This is a genomic window from Treponema sp. Marseille-Q4130 (genome assembly GCF_014334325.1).
Taxonomy (GTDB): Bacteria; Spirochaetota; Spirochaetia; order Treponematales; family Treponemataceae; genus Treponema_D.
This window is the reverse complement of the sequence record NZ_JACSET010000007.1, coordinates 139,060-164,250: the sequence shown is the minus strand read 5'-3', so window position 1 is coordinate 164,250 and position 25,191 is coordinate 139,060. Positions and strand designations below refer to the sequence as shown.

At 49.6% G+C, this 25,191-nt stretch carries 24 protein-coding genes and 1 tRNA gene; 12 read left to right on the top strand and 13 right to left on the bottom strand.

The genetic code is table 11. The features are described from left to right. Window positions 1–162 precede the first annotated feature (162 nt). Window positions 163–1,311, bottom strand: coding sequence for a lipoprotein TP_1001-related protein (locus H9I36_RS09075; protein ID WP_187385031.1), 1,149 nt, complete (start codon window positions 1,309–1,311; stop codon window positions 163–165). Between the two features lie 173 nt (window positions 1,312–1,484). On the opposite strand from H9I36_RS09075, the gene H9I36_RS09070 reads away from it, so the two are divergent. The 3 genes from H9I36_RS09070 to H9I36_RS09060 all read left to right on the top strand — a co-directional run bounded on the left by H9I36_RS09070 (window position 1,485) and on the right by H9I36_RS09060 (window position 3,861). Then, on the top strand, window positions 1,485–2,456 hold the full coding sequence (locus tag H9I36_RS09070) for a hypothetical protein (protein ID WP_187385030.1): 972 nt from the start codon (window positions 1,485–1,487) through the stop codon (window positions 2,454–2,456). Continuing rightward, window positions 2,453–2,980 (top strand): hypothetical protein, encoded by a 528-nt coding sequence (locus H9I36_RS09065; RefSeq protein WP_187385029.1) that lies wholly within the window; start codon window positions 2,453–2,455, stop codon window positions 2,978–2,980. Before H9I36_RS09070 ends, H9I36_RS09065 begins: the two co-directional genes overlap by 4 nt. 116 nt (window positions 2,981–3,096) lie before the next feature. After that, the gene (locus H9I36_RS09060; RefSeq protein ID WP_187385028.1) at window positions 3,097–3,861 is read left to right on the top strand and encodes an Rpn family recombination-promoting nuclease/putative transposase; all 765 of its coding nucleotides are present in this window, start codon (window positions 3,097–3,099) and stop codon (window positions 3,859–3,861) included. A 105-nt stretch (window positions 3,862–3,966) separates the two neighbouring features. On the opposite strand, the gene H9I36_RS09055 is transcribed toward H9I36_RS09060, so the two are convergent. Continuing rightward, entirely contained in the window at window positions 3,967–5,466 is a 1,500-nt protein-coding gene (locus H9I36_RS09055; protein WP_187385027.1) for a glycine hydroxymethyltransferase, read from the bottom strand. A gap of 291 nt (window positions 5,467–5,757) precedes the next feature. On the opposite strand from H9I36_RS09055, the gene H9I36_RS09050 reads away from it, so the two are divergent. The 7 genes from H9I36_RS09050 (at window position 5,758) to H9I36_RS09020 (ending at window position 12,655) form a co-directional block, all read left to right on the top strand. Then, window positions 5,758–6,765 carry an autoinducer 2 ABC transporter substrate-binding protein gene (locus tag H9I36_RS09050; RefSeq protein WP_187385026.1) on the top strand — a complete coding sequence of 336 codons (1,008 nt, stop codon included), beginning with the start codon at window positions 5,758–5,760 and terminating at the stop codon, window positions 6,763–6,765. A 214-nt stretch (window positions 6,766–6,979) separates the two neighbouring features. Continuing rightward, the gene (locus H9I36_RS09045; RefSeq protein ID WP_187385025.1) at window positions 6,980–8,500 is read left to right on the top strand and encodes a sugar ABC transporter ATP-binding protein; all 1,521 of its coding nucleotides are present in this window, start codon (window positions 6,980–6,982) and stop codon (window positions 8,498–8,500) included. Then, a complete protein-coding gene (locus H9I36_RS09040; RefSeq protein ID WP_255422718.1) occupies window positions 8,481–9,494 on the top strand; it encodes an ABC transporter permease in 1,014 nt (337 codons plus the stop codon). The genes H9I36_RS09045 and H9I36_RS09040 overlap by 20 nt, the downstream gene beginning before the upstream one ends. A gap of 78 nt (window positions 9,495–9,572) precedes the next feature. After that, entirely contained in the window at window positions 9,573–10,487 is a 915-nt protein-coding gene (locus H9I36_RS09035; protein ID WP_255422717.1) for an ABC transporter permease, read from the top strand. Between the two features lie 5 nt (window positions 10,488–10,492). After that, window positions 10,493–10,975, top strand: a complete 483-nt coding sequence (locus tag H9I36_RS09030) for a DUF4867 family protein (protein WP_187385023.1) — start codon at window positions 10,493–10,495, stop codon at window positions 10,973–10,975. 45 nt (window positions 10,976–11,020) lie between these two features. Continuing rightward, window positions 11,021–12,028: a dihydroxyacetone kinase subunit DhaK gene (locus H9I36_RS09025; protein WP_187385022.1), complete on the top strand. Its 1,008-nt coding sequence runs from the start codon at window positions 11,021–11,023 to the stop codon at window positions 12,026–12,028. Between the two features lie 12 nt (window positions 12,029–12,040). After that, a complete protein-coding gene (locus H9I36_RS09020; RefSeq protein WP_187385021.1) occupies window positions 12,041–12,655 on the top strand; it encodes a dihydroxyacetone kinase family protein in 615 nt (204 codons plus the stop codon). Between the two features lie 126 nt (window positions 12,656–12,781). Here the strand turns inward: H9I36_RS09020 and H9I36_RS09015 are convergent, their stop codons facing one another. The 8 genes from H9I36_RS09015 to H9I36_RS08980 all read right to left on the bottom strand — a co-directional run bounded on the left by H9I36_RS09015 (window position 12,782) and on the right by H9I36_RS08980 (window position 19,723). Further along, on the bottom strand, window positions 12,782–13,708 hold the full coding sequence (locus H9I36_RS09015; RefSeq protein ID WP_187385020.1) for an RluA family pseudouridine synthase: 927 nt from the start codon (window positions 13,706–13,708) through the stop codon (window positions 12,782–12,784). A gap of 123 nt (window positions 13,709–13,831) precedes the next feature. Continuing rightward, a complete protein-coding gene (gene asnA / locus H9I36_RS09010; protein ID WP_187385019.1) occupies window positions 13,832–14,863 on the bottom strand; it encodes an aspartate--ammonia ligase in 1,032 nt (343 codons plus the stop codon). Between the two features lie 76 nt (window positions 14,864–14,939). Further along, entirely contained in the window at window positions 14,940–15,473 is a 534-nt protein-coding gene (locus H9I36_RS09005; protein WP_187385018.1) for an adenine phosphoribosyltransferase, read from the bottom strand. A 250-nt stretch (window positions 15,474–15,723) separates the two neighbouring features. Next, complete coding sequence (locus H9I36_RS09000; protein WP_016521546.1) at window positions 15,724–15,948, bottom strand: DUF1902 domain-containing protein; 225 nt, start codon at window positions 15,946–15,948, stop codon at window positions 15,724–15,726. 100 nt (window positions 15,949–16,048) lie between these two features. After that, window positions 16,049–16,969, bottom strand: coding sequence for a prephenate dehydrogenase (locus H9I36_RS08995; protein WP_187385017.1), 921 nt, complete (start codon window positions 16,967–16,969; stop codon window positions 16,049–16,051). 39 nt (window positions 16,970–17,008) lie between these two features. Next, on the bottom strand, window positions 17,009–18,031 hold the full coding sequence (gene aroF / locus H9I36_RS08990; RefSeq protein WP_187385016.1) for a 3-deoxy-7-phosphoheptulonate synthase: 1,023 nt from the start codon (window positions 18,029–18,031) through the stop codon (window positions 17,009–17,011). Window positions 18,032–18,566: 535 nt separating this feature from the next. Beyond that, entirely contained in the window at window positions 18,567–19,307 is a 741-nt protein-coding gene (locus H9I36_RS08985; RefSeq protein WP_187385015.1) for an FAD-binding protein, read from the bottom strand. 345 nt (window positions 19,308–19,652) lie between these two features. Further along, window positions 19,653–19,723 (bottom strand) — tRNA-Gly (locus H9I36_RS08980). Window positions 19,724–19,889: 166 nt separating this feature from the next. Here H9I36_RS08980 and H9I36_RS08975 point away from each other — a divergent pair. Together H9I36_RS08975 and H9I36_RS08970 are read left to right on the top strand one after the other, a co-directional pair. Continuing rightward, window positions 19,890–20,639 (top strand): RluA family pseudouridine synthase, encoded by a 750-nt coding sequence (locus H9I36_RS08975; protein ID WP_187385014.1) that lies wholly within the window; start codon window positions 19,890–19,892, stop codon window positions 20,637–20,639. 46 nt (window positions 20,640–20,685) lie between these two features. Next, entirely contained in the window at window positions 20,686–21,612 is a 927-nt protein-coding gene (locus H9I36_RS08970) for an omptin family outer membrane protease (protein WP_187385013.1), read from the top strand. Here H9I36_RS08970 and H9I36_RS08965 read toward each other — a convergent pair. Genes H9I36_RS08965 through H9I36_RS08955 form a run of 3 tightly spaced genes read right to left on the bottom strand, consistent with a single transcriptional unit; the run spans window position 21,594 to window position 25,191 of the window. Then, window positions 21,594–22,880, bottom strand: a complete 1,287-nt coding sequence (locus H9I36_RS08965; protein ID WP_187385012.1) for a hemolysin family protein — start codon at window positions 22,878–22,880, stop codon at window positions 21,594–21,596. The two genes, H9I36_RS08970 and H9I36_RS08965, sit on opposite strands and share 19 nt — an antisense overlap. Before the next feature lies 1 nt (window position 22,881). Continuing rightward, on the bottom strand, window positions 22,882–24,174 hold the full coding sequence (locus H9I36_RS08960) for a hemolysin family protein (RefSeq protein ID WP_187385011.1): 1,293 nt from the start codon (window positions 24,172–24,174) through the stop codon (window positions 22,882–22,884). A gap of 3 nt (window positions 24,175–24,177) precedes the next feature. After that, window positions 24,178–25,191, bottom strand: a complete 1,014-nt coding sequence (locus tag H9I36_RS08955) for a thioredoxin family protein (protein ID WP_187385010.1) — start codon at window positions 25,189–25,191, stop codon at window positions 24,178–24,180.

Genomic DNA, 25,191 nt, shown 5'->3' with positions numbered 1-25,191 from the left:
TCGCGAATATGCGTATGTGCGCCGCTGGAAACTTCGTGCTTACGCGTTCGTTGCGAGGCACGCGCACGAATGCGGCATGAGGGTATCGGTACCTCCGTCATTCCCGTCACACATCGGCGGCGATACGGCGGGGTATCGGCGCTCTCGTCATTCTACGGGATCTCATTCTACAGAATTGACCGCGCCCTTTACGATTTTTTCTACCCTCCAATGCTCTTTCGCTTGTTCAATGATATCGCCTAGCGTGCCGTTTTCAGCTTTCTGTCGGAGCGCGATACAGCCCGATCGCTTGAGCATCTTCGAAGCGGTCAAACCGTCGGTACTCGCCCCATCTTCAATGGATACGCTTTTCCAAATACCTTTTGCAGCAATCTTTTGTGCGGTGTCTTTTACGTTTCCATTGCTCCACGCCGCACTCTCCGGATGCGCATATAATACGGCATCGAGGATATCGCCGGTAAAAGCGTTAGCGAGCATGACCGCGTCTTCTTTGTCTCCCAAACACGCTTTTTCGTTCGGCGACCAAATATCGCGGACGGCGGGAGAGGTATACCATCCCGACGCAAGCGACAGGTCGCCGCCCGTTTCGCTCACGCAGCCGTCGCCTTTTGTGCGCAGGTGAACGATTATGACGTCCCCTGCCCGTACTTCCGCAGCGGGAAGCGTAAACGCTCTGTCGATACCGTCCGCTGCGCTTTGAATTGCAAGTCCCGCAATATTTCCGTCCGTGAGCGCATAGAGTTCGACGAATTCGCATTTTGCATCTCCTCCTCCACTCGGTGCTGATGCGAACTGGGGATGGACACCGCTGATGACGATTTTCGGTATACGGCTGTTGAATCCTATAAAAGGAACGCAGAACGTAAGCGTATTCCCGTTTTCATCACGCGCTTCACCGTACAGCGCGTATTGTGCACCGGCTTCGAGCGCTTCCGCCGCTTCCGCGATCGCCGTCCTCCCGTCACCGCCGTAGGAAATACCGACCGAAATGCCGTCCGTTTCCCCCGACACCGCTTTTAAGGCGGGCGAAAGACCGACATCCTCCGCAGAAAGGGCATCGTCCGAAAAAGGCGCTGCCCGAGTGATGATCGCACCGGTGATCGTTACGCGCTCGGAAAACGAAAGCGACACTCGCTTTTCACTTTCGGCGGCATAGGATTCCAGCACCGGAGCTGCATAATCGCCGTGCAGCAACTGCAGACCTTCATCCGTCACTTTGCACGAAATCGGACAAAGCGCAAACGATACGACCGCAGTTAAAAACGCCGTTTGTAAAAACCGTACAAGTACCCGTATGTGTTCTTTTTTCACTTTCGACCTCCCGACCGTAGAAGCGTTGTCGATCGATCCGACTGCGAAACGATAGGCGCTGTACTACAGTCCGCAATATAGATCGAGAAATTATGACAAAAAGCGGAAATGTTTTTGAAAAAAACTGCGAAAAAACTTCCGATTTTTGACACATTGAGGCGATTTATACTGTGATGAAAACAGACACCATTACACACGCGGCCGCTGTTGCCGCGTACGCCGATTTACATGAAGAGGAAATGCTCTGCGCGATTATACGGCAGGCGCGCGCACTTTCCGCCGGAGAAATCGTTGTCGGAAAAACGGCCGTCATCTTTAAAACGCACGGAGCGTTTTCCGAACGCATGACGCTGCAGCCGCCTCTTGCTCGGCGTCTCGCCGGGCATATAGCCTCGCTTTCGCATATGAATGGAAGAACAAAATTGTGCGGCAGATTTATCCATCGAGATGTGCATCCCCTTTTGATATGCACCTCCGTCGTGCAGGGCGATATCGTACTTCGTCTGCCCTGCTGTACCCGTGCTCTGCCTCCGCTTGAAGGACTCGGTTTGTGCGGTGCTCAGATAGAAGGGCTTCGGAAATTGGGCACGCAGCAAAGCGGTCTTGCGATTTTCTGTTCGCCTGCAGGGCGCGGTATTCCGACGGCTGCGATATCGATCTTTTCCGATATAAAGCGGATGAGAAGTGTATCCGGCGTAAAACCGCCGTGTATACTGTACCTGCACAGCGAAATGAGCGTACGTACGGCTGTCGAAGCGTTGCATGCGAACAAATTCGTCTTTGCGCTCCTTTCCGCATCCGATGTTGCCTCCGCTTTTGCACATCTCAAAAGCGGTTACGCCTCCTCAATCGATATCGCGGCGCTTGTGCGCTGCATTATTGCACACGAGCTTTTGTACGACGGAAGCGACATCCACTTGCTTTTCGATATCGCGTTTCCCGCGCGCCCGCTTAAAATATCTTTAAACGGAGGGTCGCCTGTCCCCGATACGGACGATCCGTTTATGCATTGTACGAATATCGCCTCTGAGATACTGAAATCGCTGAAACTGCATGCCCTGTCCCCTCGTCCGGTAAAATCTGCGGTATCGGGTAAAGCGATCGCATCGCGGGGAAGAAAATTTATGTACGAGGCTGCAAGATGAAAAACAAATCGATACTTGGAAAGAAACGCGGCGAGGCTGTCGAAAAAAACGGATCGAAAAACGGATGCAGAACGAAGAAAACCGGCGGACTTCACACTTTTGCAAAATTTAAATTCGCGTTCGCTGCGATGTGTGTTCTTTGCTTTTCGTTTCCGTTCTACGCGCGCAGTCCCTATCGCATAAAGGGAGAAGTGTCCGTCGGAGCGGATGCGGCGTTTTACGAATATGCGGGCATCGCGCTGACGTTTTACAATGCAAGCGAACGGGCGGTACAAAAGTTTTTTGCCGTCGTTTTTCTAAGCGGACGTGACGGGGAGTCTCCCTTTACGGAAGGAAACTGCATTGTGCTCGAATGGGATGATTGTGTCGCGCCGCGCGCTGTCGTAAACGCGGAGTTCGACCTCGATGATTATGTTTTTGAAGCGCCGGACGAAGCCTATACTATCGATTTTTTATACGTGAGCAAAATCGAATACGATGACGGCAGCGTTTGGGAAGATCCCTACGGCGTATATGCGAAGTGAGCGGCTCTCACACCGCAGCGTTTGGCGCGCAGTTTCTATTCCCTTGACCGACTCGTCCGCGGCTTCCGGACTTACGTATAAAATTACAATAGCAGGATCAATAACAGAAAAAAAGTATGCATAAAAGTTTTGATGATTTGACTATCGCCGATGATTTTATGTTCTGCAAAGTTATGCAAAACAAAGAACTCTGCAAGATATTCCTCGAAATGATTTTATCCGATAAAATCGGAAATATAACGTATCTTTCAACACAATACAATATCACCACATACGAAGAAGCAAAATCGGTTCGTTTCGATGTTTTGGTACAAAACCAAATGGGCAAAATATATGATATTGAAATGCAAGTGAGCGACGAACATAATCTTCCTAAGCGGATGCGTTTTTATCAAGCGGCGATCGATATTTCCGTTTTGGATAAAGGAAATTCCTACAGCAAGCTGAACGACAGCTTTATCATTTTTATCTGTTTATTCGATGCGCCGGGAAAAGGAAAGCCCGTTTATTCATTTGAAAATATCTGTCTCGAAGATCGACAAATACCCTTACACGACGGGGCAAAAAAGATTATAATAAACGCGGCGGCTTTTAATAAAATTGAAGACAAAAATTTAAGCGGTCTTTTGGAATATATAAAGACGGGAAAAGCGACGACGGAATTTACCGGGAGGTTGGATGACATGATACGGACAGTAAAAGACAACGAACAGGCGCGAAACGAATATCGAATAATGTCGGCTACAATGATGGATGCAAGAGATGAAGGCGAGCGGCGAAAAGCATTGGAAGATGCGAAAAATTTCAAACGGCTCGGCGTTTCCGTCGATATCATTGCAAAAGCAACCGGCCTCGTACGTGAAGAAATCGAAAAACTTTAGAGTGATTGTTAATCGGCAATGTACCGATTAACAATTACCGCTCAGCTTCTATTTCATTGACCGGCACCGCCCGCGGTTTCCGCCGCGGATTTGACGACGGATAATTTATCCAACGAATTCTTTTTTCAAAAACGCAAGGTCGAGTTCGGGATAGAGTACGTGCTTTGAAAGGAGCGACCGTACGCGCTGTTTCGCTTTTTCCTGTACGGCGGGATCGAGGACGATTTTCCCTTTTGCCGGTTTTCCGTCTTTTGTCGTGCCGGGCTTCGTGCCTTTCAGCACCGAATCGATGATCGAAGCGATTTCTTTCATGTCGGTTTCCGTCATACCGAGCGTCGTGATGCCCGGAGTACCCACGCGTATGCCGCTCGTCCACCACGGGCCGTTTTTGTCGAAGGGGAGCGAGTTTGCGTTGAGCGTAACGCCGCACTGAAACATTGCCGCTTCCGCCTGTCGTCCGGTCAGTCCGTAAGTCGTCACGTCTATGAGCATGAGGTGATTGTCCGTGCCTCCCGTCTGCAGTTTCATGCCGAGTGAAGCGCATGCCTGTGCGAGGGCGCACGCATTTTTGACGACATTGTGCGCGTATTCGCGGTATTCGTTCGAAAGCGCTTCTTTGAATGCGACCGCTTTTGCCGCAATGATGTTTCCGAGCGGTCCGCCTAAAACCATCGGGCAGCCTTTGTTTACGTCGTCGATGAATTCTTTTTTGCACAGTACGAGCGCTCCCCGCGGGCCGCGCAGGGTTTTGTGCGTCGTCGACGTGACGATATCCGCAAAGGCTACCGGATCATAATCTCCGGTAAACACTTTGCCTGCGACGAGACCCGCGAAGTGCGCCATATCGACCATGAGTACGGCGCCGCATTTGTCCGCGATTTCTCGGAACCGTTTGAAATCGATTTTGCGCGGGTAAGCGGAAAATCCCGCAAGTAAAATGAGGGGCTTTACTTCCATCGCCTGTTTTTCGATCGCGTCGTAATCGAGGAGCCCCGTTTCTTTATCGACCGTGTACGGAATGCTTTCGAACATCTTTGCCGAAACGTTCATGCGGTATCCGTGCGTGAGGTGTCCGCCCGAATAATAATCGAGACCCATGAGGCGCTGCCGCCCGAATCGTTTGCGCAGTTCTTCCCATTGCGATTCCGTCAAATCAGATACGCTTTTTACGCCGAGTGATTCAAGCGCGGGCATTTCGATTTTGTGATTGAGAATCGCCCAATAGGCGACAAGGTTCGCATCGCAGCCCGAATGCGGCTGCACGTATGCGTAATCCGCGCCGAAAAGTTTTTCGGCCTCCCTCGCCGCGCAGGATTCGACCGCATCGATGTTTTCGCAGCCGCCGTAATAGCGGTGTTCGGGATAGCCTTCGGCGTATTTATCGGTGAGGAGGTTTCCCATCGCGGTTTGTACGGCAAGAGAACAGTAATTTTCGCTTGCGATGAGTTTTAAGTGGGCGCGCTGCGTTTCAAGTTCTTTGACGACGCTCGCTGCGACTTCAGGCGCGACCGCCGCCGTCTGCTGCAGATTTGCGACGTACGAAGTCATTGCGGTGTTCGGTTTTCCGTTGCACGATGTAAGATATTTTTCCAAAGGGCTTGCCATAGATTCTCCCGTAAAACTCTTTCGAACCTTGCGACTTCCGAAAAAGTTTTTAGCAGTGCGCGCAAGCGCACACGTTCTCTTCAAATGTAATACGCGAATCATAATCGAATCGGGGAAAAAAAGCAATCTGGGGCATCTCGAGAGAACCGGCGTGGAAAAAATTATAAAGTTACAAAATTATCCTCGTGTCGGGCATACCCTGTCATAAAAAACTTGACAGCTCAAAAAATCGGCTTTATACTTTTGTGTACAAAACAAATACATTTTAAGAATTTTCCAGGAGGATTCCAAATGAAAAAGACGGGATTGCTATTGGCAGTTTCAATTTTAGCCGTAAACACGGCGCTGTTTGCGACCGGTGCACAGGATGCGGGCGGTTCGGGTAAAAAATACAGGATCGCCGTCGTTCCGAAGTTGACAAGCATTTCGTGGTTTCAACGAATGGAAGTCGGCGTAAAAGACTATGCGAAAGAAACGGGTATCGATGCGTTTTATACGGGTCCGTCGGAAGGCGACGGCGCACTCCAAGCACGCTTTATCGAAGACCTCATCAGTCAGGGCGTCGATGCTATCTGCGTTGTACCGTTTTCGACCCAGGCTCTTGAACCCGTCTTGAAAAAAGCGCGCGATCAAGGTATTGTCGTTATTTCCCACGAAGCATCGGGCATGACGAATATCGATTACGATATCGAAGCGTTCGACAACGACGCATACGGTCGTCATTTTATGGAAAAACTCGGTGAACTGACCGGCGGAAAAGGCGATTATATTTTTGAAGTCGGCTCTCTCACAAGCGAATCGCACAATCAATGGGTCGACGCCGCGAAAGCGCTGCAGTTGAAAAAATTCCCCGGCATGAAACAATACGGCGATAAAATCGAAACGGCCGATAATCTCCAAACGTCGTACAACAAGGTAAAAGAAGTCCTCACGGCAAATCCCAACCTAAAAGGCATTCAAGGATCGGCTATGCCCGATGTGGCAGGTGCGGCGCTTGCGGTCGAAGAACTCGGGCTCGCAGGTAAGGTCCACATCGTCGGAACATCGCTCGTTTCCGTCTCCGGAAAATATATCAAAGACGGCACCATCGCGATGGCATCATTTTGGGATCCTGCACTCGCAGGTAAAGCGATGATCCAGCTCGCCCTCAAAGTACTCGAAAAAGAAAAGATTTCAGACGGTATGAACCTCAACGTCCCCGGATATACGAATCTTTCGTTAAAGGGCAAAGTATTGAGCGGACAGGCATGGATCGACATTACGAAAAGCAACGTAGACGATCCGTCCATCAATTTCTAAATTAAAACGGCAAACAAGGAAGATGTGTGTACGTCTTCCTTGTCTCTTAACAAAATATGCTGAAAACCGCATACATATATTTTTTCGGCATCACTGCATTTCTTATTACTATTGCAATTGCGCCGCATCTGAAGCTCTGCGGTGTGGATTGGATCGGCTGCCGGTCGTCCACAGCGGGATTTCGAACGGCGATGATTTTTTATGGAAGACAACAATGGCAAAAGATTTTTTGCGATTATCTCATATAACGAAAGAATTTACAGGCGTACAAGCGTTGAAAGGCGTCGACCTGACCGTCTATCCCGGAGAGATACACTGTCTTGCAGGTGAAAACGGCTGCGGAAAGTCGACATTGATCAAAATAGTATCCGGTGTAAAAAAGCCGACATCCGGAAAAATCTTTTTTGAAGGAACGGAAGTAAAAAATTTAACTCCCATCGATGCGATTCATAAAGGCGTACAGGTAATCTATCAGGATTTCGCCGTCTTTCCGAACCTTACGGTCGCGGAAAATATCGTTATGAATCGAAACCTCATGGAAAACAGAAAATTCATCAACTGGAAAGATTCGCGCGAACTTGCATTGAAAGCGATGGGTATGATCGGTGCCGATATGGATACCGATATTCCCGTCGAACGTTTGAGCATTTCAAATAAACAAATGGTTGCGATATGCAGAGCCATCATCAATGATGCGAAGCTGCTCATCCTCGATGAACCGACGACCGCACTCAATGAATGCGAAGTCAAAATGCTTTACGACGTATTGCGCTATCTTAAAAACGACGGCATGGCGATCGTCATCGTCAATCATAAGCTCGAAGAAATTTACGAAATTGCGGATACGCTTACCATTTTACGCAACGGTGAAAATGTCGCCTCAGGTTCGATAAACGATTTCGATCGTTCCCGTTTCATCGAATGTATGACGGGGCGGAAACTCGTGGACAAAAAATACGATCCTCCGAAAACGGATGACGACGTCATCTGCGACGTACAAAACCTTTGCCGAAAAGGAAGTTTTGAAAACGTTTCGTTTACATTGCAAAAAGGCGATGTGCTCGGGATCACCGGCCTGCTCGGTTCCGGTCGCGGAGAAATCGGAGATACGCTTTTCGGCATCATTCCGCCGACAAGCGGTACGATCAAATTGCGCGGTAAAGAATTGAAAATACGTTCCATATCCGACGCGGTTGCAAATAAAATCGCGTACGTTCCCGAAGACCGGCTCACACAAGGATTGTTTTTGTCGCGCTCGATACGCGACAATACCGTAGCGGCATCGATTTCCGACTACATGGTACACGGACGGCTCGATTTGCAAAAAATGGATCAGGTAACGGCCGATTGGATAAAAAAAATCGGCTGTGTCGCCTCTGCGGTAGAAACGCCTATAAAAACGCTTTCCGGCGGTAACGCTCAAAAAATGGTTATCGCAAAATGGCTGAACACGCATCCGGATCTCATCATCTTAAACGGCCCGACAGTCGGTGTCGATGTCGGCGCGAAAGCGGACATCCATGCCATCCTTCACGACCTCGCCGCACAGGGGATGGGCGTTATAATCATCACCGACGATTTGAGCGAGTTGTATTACAACTGCAATAAATTAATAATTATGAAAAACGGAAAAAGTTCGGGAGTCTTCAACGTGACCGATATACGGGAATCAGACATCAGCGCAATGATGAGCTCCGTAACCGAAGAGGAAAAAAATGAATATGCTCAGAGATAAAAGAATCAAAAACGATTGGTATACGTCGAATGAAGCGATCGTCTTATACACGATAATCGTACTCGCGTCCGTAATCGGTATTGTAAATCCCGCATTTTGCAGTTTTTCGACGGTCATCACTCTTTTGCGTGCAATGCTCGTTTCTTTGATATTTGCCGCGATAGAAATGACCGTCATCATCATGGGCGGCATCGACGTATCGTTTCCGGCTACCGCCTGCTTTACGTCATACGCGACGATACGGCTCATATTGACATACAACATCGATAATGTAGCTTTCTTTTACGGTCTCGCCTGCCTGCTCGGTTTCGCGATAGGCTTACTGAACGCATTCCTCATCGTATACCGAAATATTCCTCCGCTTATTGCGACGCTCGGAGTAAGCAGTATATTGAACGGAGGTACGCTCGCATTTTTAGGTACCAAAGAGTATTCGAATATCCCTCCGCATATCGATTCTCTTTCAAAGCAATTTCTATTCAGCTATATAAACAAAAACGGGATACGCTTCGAAATGACAAGTTTTATTCTCATTCCGATCATAGTGCTCGTCCTGCTCTATATCGTTTTAAAATACACAATGTTCGGCAGAGGCATATATGCGATCGGCGGGGATAAAAATGCGGCTCGCATCGCAGGCGTCCGAGTAAATTTCATACAATCGGTCGTATATACCGCAGGCGGAATTCTTGCGGCAGTAGGCGGCGTCACCCACACGATCCTTATGCGGCAGGCTACCGCGAAAAATTTAATGGGTAGTGAAATGATGGTCATCGCAGCCATCGTCGTAGGAGGTACCCGCATTACCGGAGGACACGGCACCGTCATCGGTACCGTACTCGGTATTTTGCTGATCGCGCTGATTCAAAACAATCTCGTCATGGTCGGAGTTCCCACTCGTTTTCAAACTTTCGTCATCGGATTGATTATCGTACTCGGCACGAGTATCACATCGATCAGAGCGAAGCGTATACAAAACAGCGAAAAGATATAAGGACGGGATACTATGACTGTGATAAAAAAAATAAAACCGATAAAAAAATTGTACGGCGAAAATTTCATGCTGCTCGGTATGATTATAGCAATTTTTATTATTATGAGTATTCTCGAACCTCGTCGTTTTCTCCGAGCGGCGAATATGCGCGGTATGTTTATCCAGCTGCCCGAATACGGCATCATGTGTTACGGAATGATGATTGCGATGATCTCAGGCGGTATCGATCTGTCCCTCGTCGGCATAGCGAATCTGTCAAGCATCATCGGAGCATGCTTTATGCTCGCAAACGGCGGCTCTCCCGTTTCAATTATCATAGCTGTCTGTCTCTCGCTCATCGTCGGACTTTGTTGCGGATTAATAAACGGATTTTTGATCGGCTACTTAAAAATACCTGCAATGCTCGTGACGCTGTGCGGTCTCCAGTTGTACGAAGGACTCGGGCTCGCGATCACGAAAGGGCCTGCGCTTACCGGTCTTCCCGAATCTTTTTCGATGATTTCAAACGGCAGGTTCCTCGGAATTCCGATACCGTTTTACGTGTTTATGCTCATCACCTGCGTTATGGCATTCATCATGCGTTCAACCGTCTACGGACAGGAGCTTAAATTCCTCGGCACCAACGAAACCGCTTCAAAATACAGCGGCATAAATACGGTGAAAGTTACCGTGATGACGTATGCCATCGGCGGAATTCTCAGTGCGCTCAGCGGTATTTTAATCTCGTCGCACTACAATTCGGCAAAAAGCAATTACGGCTCTTCCTACACTATGTTGACGCTGCTCATCGTAGTCCTCGGCGGAACGAACCCGAACGGAGGAGAAGGCAATGTATTCGGAGTCATGCTCGCGGTTTTCGTTTTGCAACTTATTTCAAGTGCATTCAATTTACGGCGTGTCAATTCTTTTGTTGCAACATTCGTATTCGGTATTATTTTAGTTATCACAGTACTGATTTCAAAATATATCGAAGAAAGAAAAGAAAAGGAGTAATCATTATGAGAAAAATTAAAGCGCAAAAATTGTCAGTCGATGTATTTAATCGGTTCGGAAGTTTTACCGACCTTTTACATCCGGAAGGTCATGATTTGGGAGGCTTTTATCCCGATAGAGTTCTTTTCCCCGTGAAATTCAATGCGCCTGTCGGCTTTTCACCGCTTGTCGTACATAAGCGCGATGCAATGATCGTGGATTCGGTCGAATATCACGACCATACCGGCGAAATCATTTTACCTTTGGACACCGACATCGTTATCCATGTCGCGCCTGCAAGCAACAAACTCCTCCCTGAAAAAACGGAAGCGTTTATCGTGCCGAAGGGAACGCTCGTACGGCTCAACGCAGGCGTTTATCATTTGTGTCCGTTTTCAATAGAAAAAGAAACGGGACACGTCCTCATTGCGCTTCCCGAGCGGACATATAAAACGGATTGCGTCGTTTCGGCGTACCAAGAGAATGAACAGCTGGAAATTACATTGTAATCTTTAATAATTTTTATAAATCGATCATAACAGGAGAAACTGGTAATGAAAAAAATTATCAACAAACCGGAAGATTATGTAAAAGAGATGCTCGAGGGTCTGTACATTGCGCATCCGGATCTCATCACCTATACAAACGGGGATGTCCATTGTCTTGTAACCGCAAATAAAAAACAGGGCAAAGTCGGCATCGCGACGGGCGGCGGTTCCGGACACTTACCGCTTTTTCTCGGATATGTCGGCAAAGGAATGCTCGATGCATGCTCGGTCGGCGATGTATTTCAAAGCCCGAGTGCGGATCAAATGCTCGCCTGTACGAAATACATAGACAGCGGAGCGGGCGTACTTTACATTTACGGCAACTATAACGGCGATATTTTCAATTTCGATATGGCGGCGGAACAGGCCGATTTTGAAGAGAACATAAAAGTGGAAACCGTTCTCGGTGCGGACGATGTCGCTTCCGCCGCTCCGGCACAAGGAGAAAAAAGCAAACGACGAGGTGTCGCAGGTATAGTATTCGTATATAAATGCGCGGGCGCTGCCGCGGATGCGATGCTCCCGCTTGAAGAAGTGAAGCGAATTGCGGAAAAGGCCGCGGCAAATGTACGTACGATGGGCGTTGCATTGACGCCCTGCGTTGTACCCCGCGTCGGAAAACCGGGCTTTACGATCGACGAAGACGAAATGGAAATCGGCATGGGGATTCACGGAGAAACGGGAATAAGGCGCGGAAAACTCGAAAGCGCCGATAATATCGCTCAAGAGATGCTGGATACAATATTAAACGATCTGCCGTTTAACAGGGGCGATGAAACGGCCGTGCTCATCAACGGACTCGGAGCGACACCTCTCGATGAACAGTACATTATCGTAAAAAAGGTCAATGAAATCATGAAAGCGCGCGGTATCGGCGTACACCGCTATTATGTCGGCGAATACGTTACATCTCTTGAGATGGCGGGCATATCGATCAGCGTTTTGAAATTGGACGACGAATTAAAAAAATACCTTGATGCTCCCGCTCATACGCCGTTTTTTACACAACTATGAGGAAATGAAAATATGGATGCTTTATTAATAAAAAATTTTTTAAAATCCGCCTCTGACATTATGACCGAACGGAAAGACGAACTTATAAAAAAAGACAGCGTCGTCGGAGACGGAGACCTCGGATTGACAATGAGCGACGGATTTACCGCTGCGTACAACGCGATTAAAGACTCTCCCGAAAGCGACTGCGGAAAAATGTTGTACGCCGCAGGAAAAGCGATGGGATCCGCCGTCCCCTCGACGATGGGTACGCTCATGGCGGCAGGTCTTATGCATGCGGGGAAAGCGTTGAAAGGCGTTACGGAACTGTCGCGTGAAAATATCAACGCGTTGTTCGGTGCGTATCTCGAAGGCGTAATGAATCTCGGCAAAGCAAAACAGGGCGATAAAACATTTGTCGACGGTCTTTATCCTGCAGTAAAAGCGCTCACGGACTCCGTCGAACTGCCGCTCAAAGAGAGCGCCGCACACGCAGCCGAAGAAGCGATGCGCGGTTATGAAAACACAAAGGGAATGCTTGCCGTGCACGGTCGGGCGGCAACGCGCGGAGAAGCATCCCGGGAATTGCTCGATCCGGGAGCATACGTCGCGGCGCTGCTCGTAAAAGCATTCTACGACTCGCTGTAAAAACATACGCATCGTATATGGCTGCCGAAAGCTGTTGCCTTTTCGGCAGCTTTTTTTATTCGTGCGGAGGGTTTAATACCCCGACGCGGGGCGTCAAGTATAAAACCGTATGCAATTTTTCCGGCGCTAAAATTCGTCCGGCAGCTTTGCACGCACGGTGAGCATATCGCCGCTTACCGGATGCGCAAACGAAATCGAATAGGCATGCAGAAAAAGTCGCTCCGCCTTTTCGCCGCCGTAGCGTTCGTCGCCGAAAATCGGCATACCGCTTGAGGCGAGGTGGATGCGGATTTGATGCGTGCGACCCGTGATCGGCCGCGCTTCGATTTTTAACAATTTTTTTCCGTTCCGAACGCATTCGCCGAGTACCGTAAAATCCGTTCGCGCAAAGCGTCCTTGTCCGTCTTTTACTTCGCCCCACATACCGCTCCCGCCGAGTTTGCCTATCCGGCTTTCGACGCTGAATTGCGCATCGGGCGGCACGAGCGGTTTTGCGGCGAGCGCGCGATATGTTTTTTCTACGGCGCCGCTTTCGAACAGTTCGTGTATGCGCGCATTTACCGAGCGCTGTTTTGTAAAAAGCAATACTCCGCTCGTCGTTCTGTCGAGGCGATGCATGATACCCGCGTAAGGTTTGTTTCGAAGCGAAGGATTTTCTTTCCACAGCCAAGCGATAACGGCGTCGTACATATTGCCGCGATTGCCTGCAACCGTCGGTTCGGTCAGAAAACGATCGGGCTTGTCGACGATTATTAAAAAATCGTCTTCGTATAAAATCGATTGTTTTGAAAGCTCGAAGGATATGTCGTCGTTTTGTTTTTCGTAAAAAAATTTTCCCCGGTCGATTTTTACTTCGATGCGGCTTCCCTTTTTCACCGTATATGCGGGAATGCGGCGCTGCATGCCGTCCGAAAATACCGCACCCGCGACGATGAGGCGTCGTATTTTGGAATTGCTTACGGGTACGTCACCGCCGAAATACGGCGGCAGCTTTTTTCGCAAAAGATCGTCGAGGCGGGAAGTTTCGTCGGCAACAAAAAAAATCGTTTCCACTGGAGAGGGCTGTCCAAAAACTGCAAGCCTATCGGTCGGTTCCGTAAGGAAACTGTTTTACGAAGTCCGCAGAAGTGAACTGCAAAGGAGTTTTTGAACAGTTTCCTTAATTTGTTTTCCGTGCTACAAAAGTGTGACGCCTGCATCGGCGCAGTCTTTAATAATTTTTTTCGGCCAAATGCTCACCTGCGTTTCGCCGATGTGCGCTTTTCTGAGCAAAAACATACACAAGCGCGACTGTCCGATACCGCCGCCGAGCGTCTGTAGCAATTCGCCTTTTAACAATTTTCTATGAAACTCGAATTTTTCGCGGTCGGTACAGCCCCGTTCTTTGAGCTGCGCTTTCAGCGATTCGGGAGAAACACGGATGCCCATGGAAGAAAGCTCGAGCGGCGCTTTCAGCACGCTGTTCCACACGATGATGTCGCCGTTCAAGCCGCGATGTCCGTCGCCCGTTTCGGTGATCCAATCGTCGTAATCGGGCGCGCGTCCGTCGTGAACGGAGCCGCTCGGCATTTTTCCGCCGATGCCGGTGATAAACACCGCACCGTATTTTTTTGCGGCCTTCGCTTCCCGTTCGTGCGGAGTAAGCGCGGGGTATTCCTTTTCCAAATCGTCGGCGTACAAAAGCGTAATATTTTCCGGGAGAGACGGCGCGATCGCAGAATAGTGATCGTAAATATAAAACTCGGCGCGCTTCAGGCAGCGGTAGATTTTTTTTACGATTTCGTGCAAATAAAATACGGTACGGTTTTCAGGCGTAATCACCATTTCCCAATCCCATTGATCGACGTACAGGGAATGAATAGCGTCGAGCGTTTCGTCGGGACGAATCGCATTCATATCGGTGTAAATGCCGAAGCCCGCTTTCATGCCGAGTTCCGTCACTTTGAGCCGCTTCCATTTGGCGAGCGACTGCACGATTTCCATGCGCTTGTTTCCCATATCTTTTACCGGAAACGATACCGGCTGCTCGACGCCGTTCAAATCGTCATTTACGCCGATCCCGCTCTGCACGAAAAGAGGCGCCGTGACGCGCGTCAAATTCAATTCGGTCGAAAGCGCCGTTTGGAAAAAATTTTTTATCAGGACGATCGCGTGTTCCGTCTCTTTTGAATTCAGTATCTGCTTGTAATGCAACGGCAATTCATTCATAAAGACATCCGTATTTAATAATTAATAATTTCCAGAAATTATAAATTTCAGAGATATCCCTTAAGCATAGCTGCGATCACGCACCGTGATAATCGATGAGCGTCGTAACGCGTATCGGCTCAAGCGTTTTTTTGTAGTTGAGGTCGGCGAGTCCTATGACACCGAAAAAATCCGAAACGACCCCTCCGCCCTGTTCGATAAGACTGCGTGAAGCTTGGAGCGTTCCTCCCGTCGCGATGAGATCGTCGACGATGAGATAGCGCTTTCCTTTTTCGATATCCGATTTATGCGCTTCGATTTCAGCCTGTCCGTATTCAAGCGAATACGCGCACGTATATTTATCGCCCGGCAGCTTTCCTTTTTTGCGCACGAGCACGAGCGGGATCCCCATGCGAAGGGCAAAGGGAGCTGCAAACAAAAAGCCGCGCGATTCGACACCGGCAACCGCATCTATATTTTTATCGCGATATATGTTTACCATACTGTCGATGCAAAACGAAAACGCCTCGGGGTTGACGAAGATACCGGTGATATCGTAAAAAAGAATGCCCGGCTTCGGAAAGTCGGGAACACGACGGATCGCTCCGTCGAGCACTTCAAGATCGGTCATAATTATCAATTCTAATGAACGGTCTTCTCCTCGTCAATACGAAGGTTTAAACGAATCTAAAAGTGAAAATCAATTCCCGCCTATTTCATTATAGCGTTGGCGGTAAAACGCGATTTTATTTTTCCGTCAACGGTAAAATTGATTTTTGAGACCGGACTCTACCGAATATCATGATCACCTCTCCCGTGCCGGACAAAGGAACAACCGAATTCGAGCAATTTTTTTCTTACCTTTTTTTTGTATTCCGCCATCAAAGAGCCACGACTTCTTTACGCTGCGCTGCAAATGAAACCGCGATATCCGTACCGGCAGTCGTTTTCGTATTCATCGCTAAAAGTTCGGGCACGGCATATTTAACTTTTTCGATAAGCGCATCGAGTGAACCGGATTCAAGACAGAGTCCGGGTACATCGTCACTCGTCGCAGTCCATACGGCAGCTTCAGGATCCCAAATCGTTTTTATCCTATATTCCATATCAATATCGTATCATGATTGGCGCCGGAGTACAAGGTTCAAAAATTACTTACTTTCGAAGTTTACAGCAGCAGCCCCCTTCGGATCGATCGGCGCATCCTCAACCGTTCGGTACCGTACTCGTTTTGACGACGAAGGTTCCCATATTCATTCGGCGCGTGCGCACGTCGGCGAGGTACGCTTCAAGCGAAGCGGCGTCGTTTTCCGCGACGGCTTTTTTCATAAACGCAAGCTGCTTTTCAAAGGCTGCGATATGCGAAAGGAGTTCGTCTTTATTTGCGAGAAAAAGTTCCGTCCACAGCGGTGCGTTGATCATCGCGATGCGCGTCAAATCTTCAAAACTGCCGCCGCCGAATTCGGTGATCGTTTCGTCTTCGGCGCTTTTCACGAGAGCCGACGCGATGACGTGACAGAGCTGGCTCGTAAATGCGATTTTGCGATCGTGAGTTTTGCAGTCCGTTTCGACGATGCGCGTAAAGCCCATCGCTGCGATGAGGCTTTTTATGAGCTCGACGTTTTCGACTTTATTCGAAGGCCGCAGCATCAAAATATAATTTCGTCCTTTAAAATACGCGCCGTTCGAATTGACATAGCCTTCTTTTTCTCCGCCCGCCATCGGATGCCCGAAGATACAATCAACGTCGGCCCTCGAAAAATCCGCAAGGCCGTCGGCTAAAAACGTTTTGATACCGCTTATGTCGGTAACGATCGAAGCGCTTTTAAAATCGTTCCGGTGCGTTTTAATAAATTCGAGCGTCGCATGAGGATAGAGGCAGATATAGACGATATCGCATTCGGAAAGCATCGCGCCTGCATCGCTCGGAGCAAAACCTTTGTCGATAACACCGTCGCGAACGGCGGCGTCTAGCGTCGCGGGCAGCGAATCGCACGCAAAAATTTTTCCTCGAGCTTCCGGCATATCGAGCACGTTGGCGCGGATCGCTTTTGCGATCGATCCGCCCATGATACCGAGTCCTACGATGCCGTAAACGGCATCTTGCAGATTATTCATTACATTCATAATTTCCCCCATAAGCTGTGTGCAGTATGTACGATACCGTCATACGCGTCGCCCTTCGGTTTCCGCAATACGGGCGAGAGCTTTCATCAGAGAAGCGAATTCGTCGGGACGGATGCTCTGCTCTCCGTCGCACAGCGCGCGGCCGGGATCGTTATGCACTTCGATAATGAGGCCGTCCGTCCCCGCCGCAACCGCGGCCTTTGCAAGCGTGGGTACCATCCAGCTCATACCGCACGCGTGGCTCGGATCAATGATGACGGGAAGATGGCTCACTTTGTGCAGGTACGGAACGGCGCTCACGTCGAGGCAGTTGCGCGTATAAGAATCGAAAGTGCGCACACCGCGCTCGCAGAGTATGACGTTTTCGTTACCGCTCGCCATGATATACTCGGCTGACATAAGCAGTTCTTTAATCGTTGCCGCCATACCGCGTTTTAATAAAATCGGTTTTCCCGCTTTGCCCATCTCTTTTAACAAATCGAAGTTTTGCATATTGCGAGCGCCGATTTGAATGACGTCGACATCGGCGAAATACTGCAGCTGGCGCACGTCCATCAATTCGGTAACGATCGGAAGCCCCGTTTCCTTTTTTGCCGATTTTAAAAATTCAAGACCGAGCGCACCGAGCCCTTGAAAAGCGTACGGAGACGTGCGCGGTTTGAACGCGCCGCCCCTCAGCAATTTTGCTCCCGCCTTTTTGACTTCTTTTGCAATCGCGACGACCTGCTCTTCGCTTTCGACGGAACACGGACCCGCTATCACCGGAACCGTGTCGCCGCCGAATCGTACTGCATTTTTTCCTTCCCCGACGGCGATTACCGTGTTATCGGGATGGAAAGCGCGGTTTGCCATTTTGTACGGAGCCGTAACGCGCTTTACGTCTTCGACGATAGGATCGGCGATAACGCTTTCCGTATCGAGCTTTGTCGTATCGCCGAGCAAACCGAGAATCGTCGCTTCTTCACCGCGCGAAACGTGAACGCCGTAGCCTTTTTCTTTCCACTGTCGGATAAAATTCTGCATCGCGGCATCCGTCGCATTCTTTTTCAAGACAATAATCATGGCATACTCCCGTAATAATTTAAAATCAACAACCCCGACACAAGCGTCGTGGTATGTTGTTCTCATAAGGTGGTTGCAGTCGGCTTTAATACCCTTTGTTACGACGCAAGCGTCGGGGTATTAAACCCTCCGCACGAATAAAAAAGGGAACTCCGAAGAGTTCCCTCTGTTTACCTACTTTCAGTAAAACACATACGCGGCCTTAGGCCGGTGGGACTCTTCCGCATGCGGAGAAAAAGCGATAGCGATAATAAGAGTATGCCGCCGACAAAAAGCCGCCCGCAGCGAATGAGCGCATATCGTTTTTTACGGAAAAGCCGTGTTTCATACATTTACTCTAGCGAAAAGCAATCGCATTTGTCAAGGGCATTGACAGGGTGCGCTTTGCCGAAAACCGGCAGCGAAAACCGATGTGCCGCCGGTATTTTCGCACGGCACTCCCTTTTTTTGGATATCGTTCTTCGTAATACCGTCTAACAAAAAATCGATCACTTCAGTGCTGCGGCGACCGACTCCTCTGCCGGTTTGCCGCTCGTCATTGCCCAGCCGACACCCGACGAAGGAAAATGCTCGCCGAACACGCCGCCGACCAATTCGCCTGCGGCATATAAGCCTTCGATCGCTTTCCTGTTTTTTTGAGCACTTGCAGTTTTTTATTGATTTGAACGCCGCCGAACGTCGTACTGTAACGCAGGCATTGTTCGACAAGATAATACGGCCCATTATCGCTTAAAGCGACGGTCACCTTTCTTCCGAATTCGGGATCCGCACCCTTTGCTGCGTATGATTTATACGCTTCGAACGTTTTTTCAAGTCCTTCGGCATCCATACCCACTCTTCCGGTAACTTCTTTCAGCGAATCGCCGTGCGCGAACGCCGTTACTCCCGTACCGTTTTCTTTCAGCCATTGCTCTTTATCCGCCGCGGTAAAATATTTTCGTTGGATAGCGCTTGACGTATAGGCGTCAAAGGCGGCTTCATCCATAAGCATAAATACTCTGCCCGCTTTCGACATGGCGTCCACCAATTTGGCGTCGGTGCCCGTTTCGTTCACGATCCTTTTGCCCGCCATATTCACGAGGATGGTACCTGTTGTACGGTACGCCGTCAGGCACTGGGGCTTGGTATGCTGCGACGAATTGCCTTTTCTGATACCATGACCCGCAACCGCGACACAGTCCATATTGATAAGCCGTGCGCCGAGCGGTTCCACCATCGTCAAGCCGTCTCCCGTATTGACGACGGAGCCGCGCGCGCTCCGCGGTTCAACTCCCAATTATTTTGCTGTTATATATTGTTTTGCGGCGGAGGATTATATTGAAAATTTGAAGTTTTAGCGGCTGGGGGGAGTTGAAGCGTTCCTCTCGCGGACTTCCTGTCCGCTCCTTCCACGCCGTCTTCGCGCGCTGTCGGCGGCATCCTGCCGCCAAAAGTCTGAAGTTGAAAAAACGTTTGCAAACGTTTTTCTTTTATCAACACGCTTGTAAATCCTGCGCATTGCTCGGATTTACAAGCTCTTCGGCGCACCTGCTCGGCGCGCACTTCGCGGTTCAACTCCCAATCGTCTTGCTATTATATATTATTCTGTCAATGAATAGCTTCATCGCAAATTTTATGTTTCAGCGGCTGGGGGGAGTTGAACCCCTACACCAAGCTTGGGAAGCTCGTATACTACCGCTATATTACAGCCGCGTCGGTGGAATCATCATAGCTGAAAAACGAAGGGAATGCAAGCGCATCGTACCGATCTGTACCGATCTCTCATCATGACCGCCCTGCAAAATTTTCTACAGCCGTTCACCGAACATTGCTTACAGTCCTCCTTTCATACACGCGAGCATTTTGCTATACTGTTTTTATGAAAGCAATACCGCCTTACACGGTGCTCTATGCGGACGACGATATCGTCGTACTGAATAAAAAAAGCGGACTGCTCATCGCCGCCGACCGGTACGACGAAGCGGCCCCGCGGCTCGACATCGAAGCGGAAAGCGAATTCGGAAAACTCTTTGCCGTGCACCGCATCGATAAAGATACGTCGGGCGTAATCGCGTATGCGCGCAATGAAAAAGCGCACCGTTTCCTCTCCCTGCAATTCGAACGCAGAGAAGTCGAAAAAATTTATCACTGCCTCGTCTACGGACGACCCTTGTGGGAAACGCTGCATGCCGACGAAGCGCTCCTTCCCGACGGAGACGCAAAACACCGCACCGTCGTCAATAAAAAAAGCGGTAAAGATTCCGTCACCGATTTTCGACTCATCGGCGTCTGCGGTCAATACGCATGGATTGAAGCCGTTCCGAAGACGGGGCGCACTCACCAGATCCGAGCGCACTTGGCGGCACACGGATTATACATCGTCTGCGATCCGCTGTACGGCGGTAATCAAAAACCCGTACGCTTGAGCGATTTTAAAAAAAAGTGGAACGGCGACGTATTTGAAGAGCGTCCGCTTTTAGCCCGTCTCGCGCTGCACGCGTACAAGCTCGCGCTTACCCACCCCGCGACAGGCGAGCGCATGACGTTTTGCGCGCCCTATCCGAAAGATATGGATGCAACGCGCAAACAGCTTGCAAAACTGTATAAGGTCGATCCCCTTGCCGTTTAATAACCGCACGACAAAATTATTAATTGTTATTTTTCTGTCTGCGTCGATGATCAAAACTCTTTCTGCAAAAGTTTGGAGCGTTGCCGTCACGCCGCTCTTTTCCGTCGAATACGGTACGATCGACGAATTTGTCTATAAAAAAGATGTCGACGGAAATTATAAAAAAATCAGCGAACTCGATTGGGATATAAAACCCGCGCTGTACTTCGGAGGCGCCGTCGGCGTGTTATGGAAAGCACTGTCGATTCAAGGCTTCGCGCGCGGCGCCGTTCCGATGCGATCGGGCAATATGGAAGACTCCGATTGGAAAACGCTGACGGATTTAAAAACCACGTATTCGATTCATAAAAACATGCTCGCCTCTTCGTATGCGTTCGGCGGACAAATCTCGTATGCATTTCAAATAGCGGATACCTTTGCGATCCGTCCTTTTTGCGGAGTCGATTACTCACGCATCGCTTTCAAAGCACGGAACGGGCGCGCATGGGAAGGTTATGATATACTTACCCATACGGGCGTTGCGTGGAACGATCCCACCGCAAAGCCCTACGTTCCGCTTGGAATCGATTATACGCGCGAAGAAGTGCATACATGGTTCGGCGTTTCGTTCGATACCTTTTTTAATAATAAATTTACGCTTGCGCTTTCGTTCGCCTTTGCACCGTATACGTATATACAGGCACTCGATCATCACTACGGCGGATCCGGCACAAGTTCCGACAGATACTTTGCCGACATTTTGCACGGATGGTTTTCCTCATATCGATTCGGCGCCGAAGCCGTATATGCTTTTAATAAAAACATATCGTTGTCGCTCGCGTTTTCGTGGATGCTGACGCGCCGTATACGGGGAGCGACGTACGAGGCGACTCGACCGACGGGGTCGTGGCACGGAACCGATGACGCCGAAGGCGGGGCTTCGCGCAGTACGGGTGAGATTTCGCTCGGCTGCACTTATCGATTAAATTTTTGAATTCGGCCGGCGCCTTTTTTTATGCGCACCGATAAAATGCGGCGCCTCGCCTGGTCTTCAACGATGTACGCCGTCGTCCCGTCTATATACGCTTCGCTCGCCGACGGTAAGTATCCGAACTTTTCGAGCAGCCAACCTCCGAGCGTGTTGAAATCTTCCGATTCCAAATCGAGTTTGAGGACGGCGTTTACGTCGTCGAGCTTCATATCGCCCGGCACGATGTATTCCGATTTTCCGACCAGCGTAATCCGCGATTCGGGAGCGATATCGGATGTCGGATTTTCATCGGTCATGCGTCCGAATACGACGCGCATCACATCGTCCGTCGTAACGATGCCTGCAGTACAGCCCTGCTCGTCGAGCACGACGGCAAAATCAGTGTGCGCTTTTTTAAAATCTTCGAGCATTTCGAGGGCGGTAAAGGTTTCGGGAACGAAGAGCGCACGTGACATTTTCCGGCGGATAAAATCGCTCCGTTTCGTTTCTTTTTCGGAACTGAAGAGTACCGATTTGTATCCGAGCACGCCGACGATCGCATCGGGCGTATGTTCGAAAACGGGAATGCGCGAACAGCCTGTCGTCAAAAAGATATCGGAGATGTGCGCATAATCGCTGTCGGCGGAAACGGCGTTTACGAGCGAGCGGTGCTTCATGATATCGTGGACGCGCAGATCGCTGAACTGAAAGATTTTCGAAAGCATTTTGCTTTCGCCTTCTTCGAGCGTTCCTTCGCGCGCGGCGACCGCGATCATCATTTTGATGTCTTCTTCCGTCACATCCTCTTCGTCGTCCTTCCAAAATTTTCCGACGATGAACGAAGTGCCGCGTGAAATCCGCGAAAAAAACCATACGATCGGAAAAAATATTTTTTCAAGCGCGCGCAAAAGCGGCGCAAAGCGCAGTGCCGTAGTATCCGGATGCAAGACAGCGGCCGTCTTCGGAATGATCTCGCCGAAAATCGTTACGAGGGAAGTAATGACGATTGTCGCAATGCCGACGCCGCTTGAACCGACGATCGAAACGGCGAGCGCGGTTGCAAGGGACGCGGCGAAGGTATTAAAAAAATTGATTCCGACGAGCACGAGCGTCAACAGCCTGTCCATATCGTTTCGGAGAGCGAGCGCGGTTTTCGCACAGCGTTTTTTACTCTGCACGAGTTCTCGCAATTTGATTTTCGAAAGGGAAAGGTACGCCGTTTCCGATGCCGCAAAAAATCCGATAAGCGCGACGAGCACGATCAAAATTATTAATATGACGACGGTATTCATATCATTCCTCTCCGTCGTCCGCGATGCGCTTTACGTGAATTTTATTAATTCTCCGGTCTTTTATCGAAAGCACGGTAAAACGCAGTCCTTCGTATTCGATGCAGTCTCCCGCACGCGGCATATCGCCGAGCTTCTCGGTGATCCAGCCGCCGAGCGTTTCGTTTATGTCAGATGCAAACGGAACATGCAGCAGCTCCCGCGCTTCGCTCAGCAGCATATCGCCGCCGGTTACGAAGTCGGACGTATCTTCGATTTTTACCGGAGGCAAATGCCCGCGTCCGCTCGCATTCGAATCGGTTATGCCGAAAATTTCGCGGGCGATGTCGCTCTGCGTGATGATGCCGTCGGTGCCCGAATATTCGTCAACGACAATCGCAAGGGACTGACGGTTTTCGCGGAGCATTTCCTGCACCGACGACATCTTTTTCGTACCGAGGATAAAAATCGGTTCGTGCATGACGCTCCGCACGGAAAACGCATCCGCCTTTTCTTTGTACGCGAGCAAATCTTTTATATAGAGGACGCCGACGATATCGTCGATGTCTTTACGATAAACGGGAAAGCGCGAAAAGCGCGATCGCTCGGCTCTTTCGATGATGTCGCGCCAGCTTGCCTTATCGGATACGGCGACGATTTTCGTACGCGGGATCATGATATCCTGCGCTTCCAAATCGGTGAATTTGAAAACGCGGTTCATGATCGCATTTTCGTCTTTTTCGAGCGCACCGCTTTCCGCACCGACGGCGATAAAGGTTTTGATCTCTTCTTCGGTATACGACCGGTCGGGCTTTTTTGTGCTCACGCCGAACAAATGCAGCACCGCGTGTGCGACGGCGGTAAACGCGATCGAAATCGGTTTGAAGATAAAAACGGTGACGGAGACGAATTTCGAAAGCGCATACGCGAACACATCGGGGTGCCGCGTCGAAACCGCTTTCGGCGTTATCTCGCCGAAAATCAATAAAAGAATCGTTGTCGTAAACGTTGCGATCCCGACACCTTTTTTTCCGAAGAGCGCGATTGCGGCGGCGGTGAGGATTGCGGAAAGGAGGATGTTCACGAGATCGTTTGCAACGAGCAGGGAATTGATAAGTACGTCTTTTTTTTCGAGCAGCTTTGCCGCCCGAAGCGCACTCCTGTCTCCGCTTTTGCGTTTTATGCGGAGACGGAGTTTGTTCATTCCGAGGAACGAACTTTCGGAAATCGAAAAGAGCGCGGACAGCGTTATTAAAACGGCAGCCGCGGCTATCAGTAAAACGACGGTTGCAGGATTATCGGGGGGGTCGTTTTCCATAATTTATCGCTGCTTCCCGTCGCCGGAAATCCGCTCGATCTCTTCCTTTAAGCTTACAAGCATTCGTGCTATGCGCGGCGCATATTCGCTTTCGGGATCGGCGTCGTAGGATTTTTGAAAATAATCGAAGACGGCTTTATAATCGGTACTGCCGCTCGTTATTAAAAATTCGCCCGCATAATAATACGCCTGCTGTCGTTCGCGTCCGCTGAGGCGCTTGTCTTCTGGGGCCGAAGCGAGCGCTTGAATCGCGGAAGTGAAATCGCGCTGCATATAAAATGTCGACGCATCGGAGACGGCCGTGAGTAAAATATATTTGCCGACAAATCCCGTTTCATTTTCGGGATCGAGGGAAGAAACCGTACGGAAAAGATCGGCCAAAAGCAGGCGCCGCGTATTCTCCGTCGCTTCCGTGAGCGCATCGATTGCAAGCACTTTTTCTGCTCCCGACGCAGCGCGCACCGCATCAGCCAATGTATTGATTTTATCGAGATCGGCCGATTTGCTTTCGATGAGTTTTATATATGCTTCGGGGGCGGCATCTTCATCGGAAGTTTCGATCTTCGCCGCACAATAGCCTTCTTTCGTCGCAAGGAAAACAGAAGGGATGGAATCGACGTTATAGAGAGAGGCGATGTACCCCATGTAGTCGATTTTCCGCTGCCGCTCTTCCGCCTTTTTTTTCTCTTTTTCGCTTTGACCTTCGTCATCGCCGGAGAGTGAGGCCGAAAAATCCAAATTGACGAGGATAAAACGCTTTGAAAGAGCGGATACGAATTCTTTCGTGTCGAACACTTTTTCTTTGAGCGCTCGGCTTTCCTCGTCATTGTCGACCACGGAAAAAAGGATGAGGAGATTTTTATTTTTTTTCTGCGCGGCTTTTTTTGCTTCATCGTAATCGACGTACCAGCCGTTTTTGCCTGCTCTTGCGGAAGCGGAGCAGCCCGCGAAAAACGTTGCGATCGCCAAAGCGCCGATTATCGGTTTTATCTTTTTGTTAAACATCATATACTCCAT

Bases quoted from the DNA above. Each gene is read 5' to 3' on its own strand.
- H9I36_RS09035 (WP_255422717.1), top strand. From the start codon at position 9,573: ATGATTATAGCAATTTTTATTATTATGAGTATTCTCGAACCTCGTCGT.
- H9I36_RS08965 (WP_187385012.1), bottom strand. From the start codon at position 22,880: ATGAATACCGTCGTCATATTAATAATTTTGATCGTGCTCGTCGCGCTT.
- H9I36_RS08955 (WP_187385010.1), bottom strand. From the start codon at position 25,191: ATGGAGTATATGATGTTTAACAAAAAGATAAAACCGATAATCGGCGCT.
- H9I36_RS09040 (WP_255422718.1), top strand. From the start codon at position 8,481: ATGAATATGCTCAGAGATAAAAGAATCAAAAACGATTGGTATACGTCG.
- H9I36_RS09065 (WP_187385029.1), top strand. From the start codon at position 2,453: ATGAAAAACAAATCGATACTTGGAAAGAAACGCGGCGAGGCTGTCGAA.
- H9I36_RS09020 (WP_187385021.1), top strand. From the start codon at position 12,041: ATGGATGCTTTATTAATAAAAAATTTTTTAAAATCCGCCTCTGACATT.
- H9I36_RS08970 (WP_187385013.1), top strand. From the start codon at position 20,686: ATGATCAAAACTCTTTCTGCAAAAGTTTGGAGCGTTGCCGTCACGCCG.
- asnA (WP_187385019.1), bottom strand. From the start codon at position 14,863: ATGAATGAATTGCCGTTGCATTACAAGCAGATACTGAATTCAAAAGAG.
- H9I36_RS09050 (WP_187385026.1), top strand. From the start codon at position 5,758: ATGAAAAAGACGGGATTGCTATTGGCAGTTTCAATTTTAGCCGTAAAC.
- H9I36_RS08995 (WP_187385017.1), bottom strand. From the start codon at position 16,969: ATGAATGTAATGAATAATCTGCAAGATGCCGTTTACGGCATCGTAGGA.
- H9I36_RS09045 (WP_187385025.1), top strand. From the start codon at position 6,980: ATGGCAAAAGATTTTTTGCGATTATCTCATATAACGAAAGAATTTACA.
- H9I36_RS09005 (WP_187385018.1), bottom strand. From the start codon at position 15,473: ATGACCGATCTTGAAGTGCTCGACGGAGCGATCCGTCGTGTTCCCGAC.
- H9I36_RS08960 (WP_187385011.1), bottom strand. From the start codon at position 24,174: ATGGAAAACGACCCCCCCGATAATCCTGCAACCGTCGTTTTACTGATA.
- H9I36_RS09000 (WP_016521546.1), bottom strand. From the start codon at position 15,948: ATGGAATATAGGATAAAAACGATTTGGGATCCTGAAGCTGCCGTATGG.
- H9I36_RS09030 (WP_187385023.1), top strand. From the start codon at position 10,493: ATGAGAAAAATTAAAGCGCAAAAATTGTCAGTCGATGTATTTAATCGG.
- aroF (WP_187385016.1), bottom strand. From the start codon at position 18,031: ATGATTATTGTCTTGAAAAAGAATGCGACGGATGCCGCGATGCAGAAT.
- H9I36_RS09070 (WP_187385030.1), top strand. From the start codon at position 1,485: ATGAAAACAGACACCATTACACACGCGGCCGCTGTTGCCGCGTACGCC.
- H9I36_RS09060 (WP_187385028.1), top strand. From the start codon at position 3,097: ATGCATAAAAGTTTTGATGATTTGACTATCGCCGATGATTTTATGTTC.
- H9I36_RS09055 (WP_187385027.1), bottom strand. From the start codon at position 5,466: ATGGCAAGCCCTTTGGAAAAATATCTTACATCGTGCAACGGAAAACCG.
- H9I36_RS08975 (WP_187385014.1), top strand. From the start codon at position 19,890: ATGAAAGCAATACCGCCTTACACGGTGCTCTATGCGGACGACGATATC.
- H9I36_RS09025 (WP_187385022.1), top strand. From the start codon at position 11,021: ATGAAAAAAATTATCAACAAACCGGAAGATTATGTAAAAGAGATGCTC.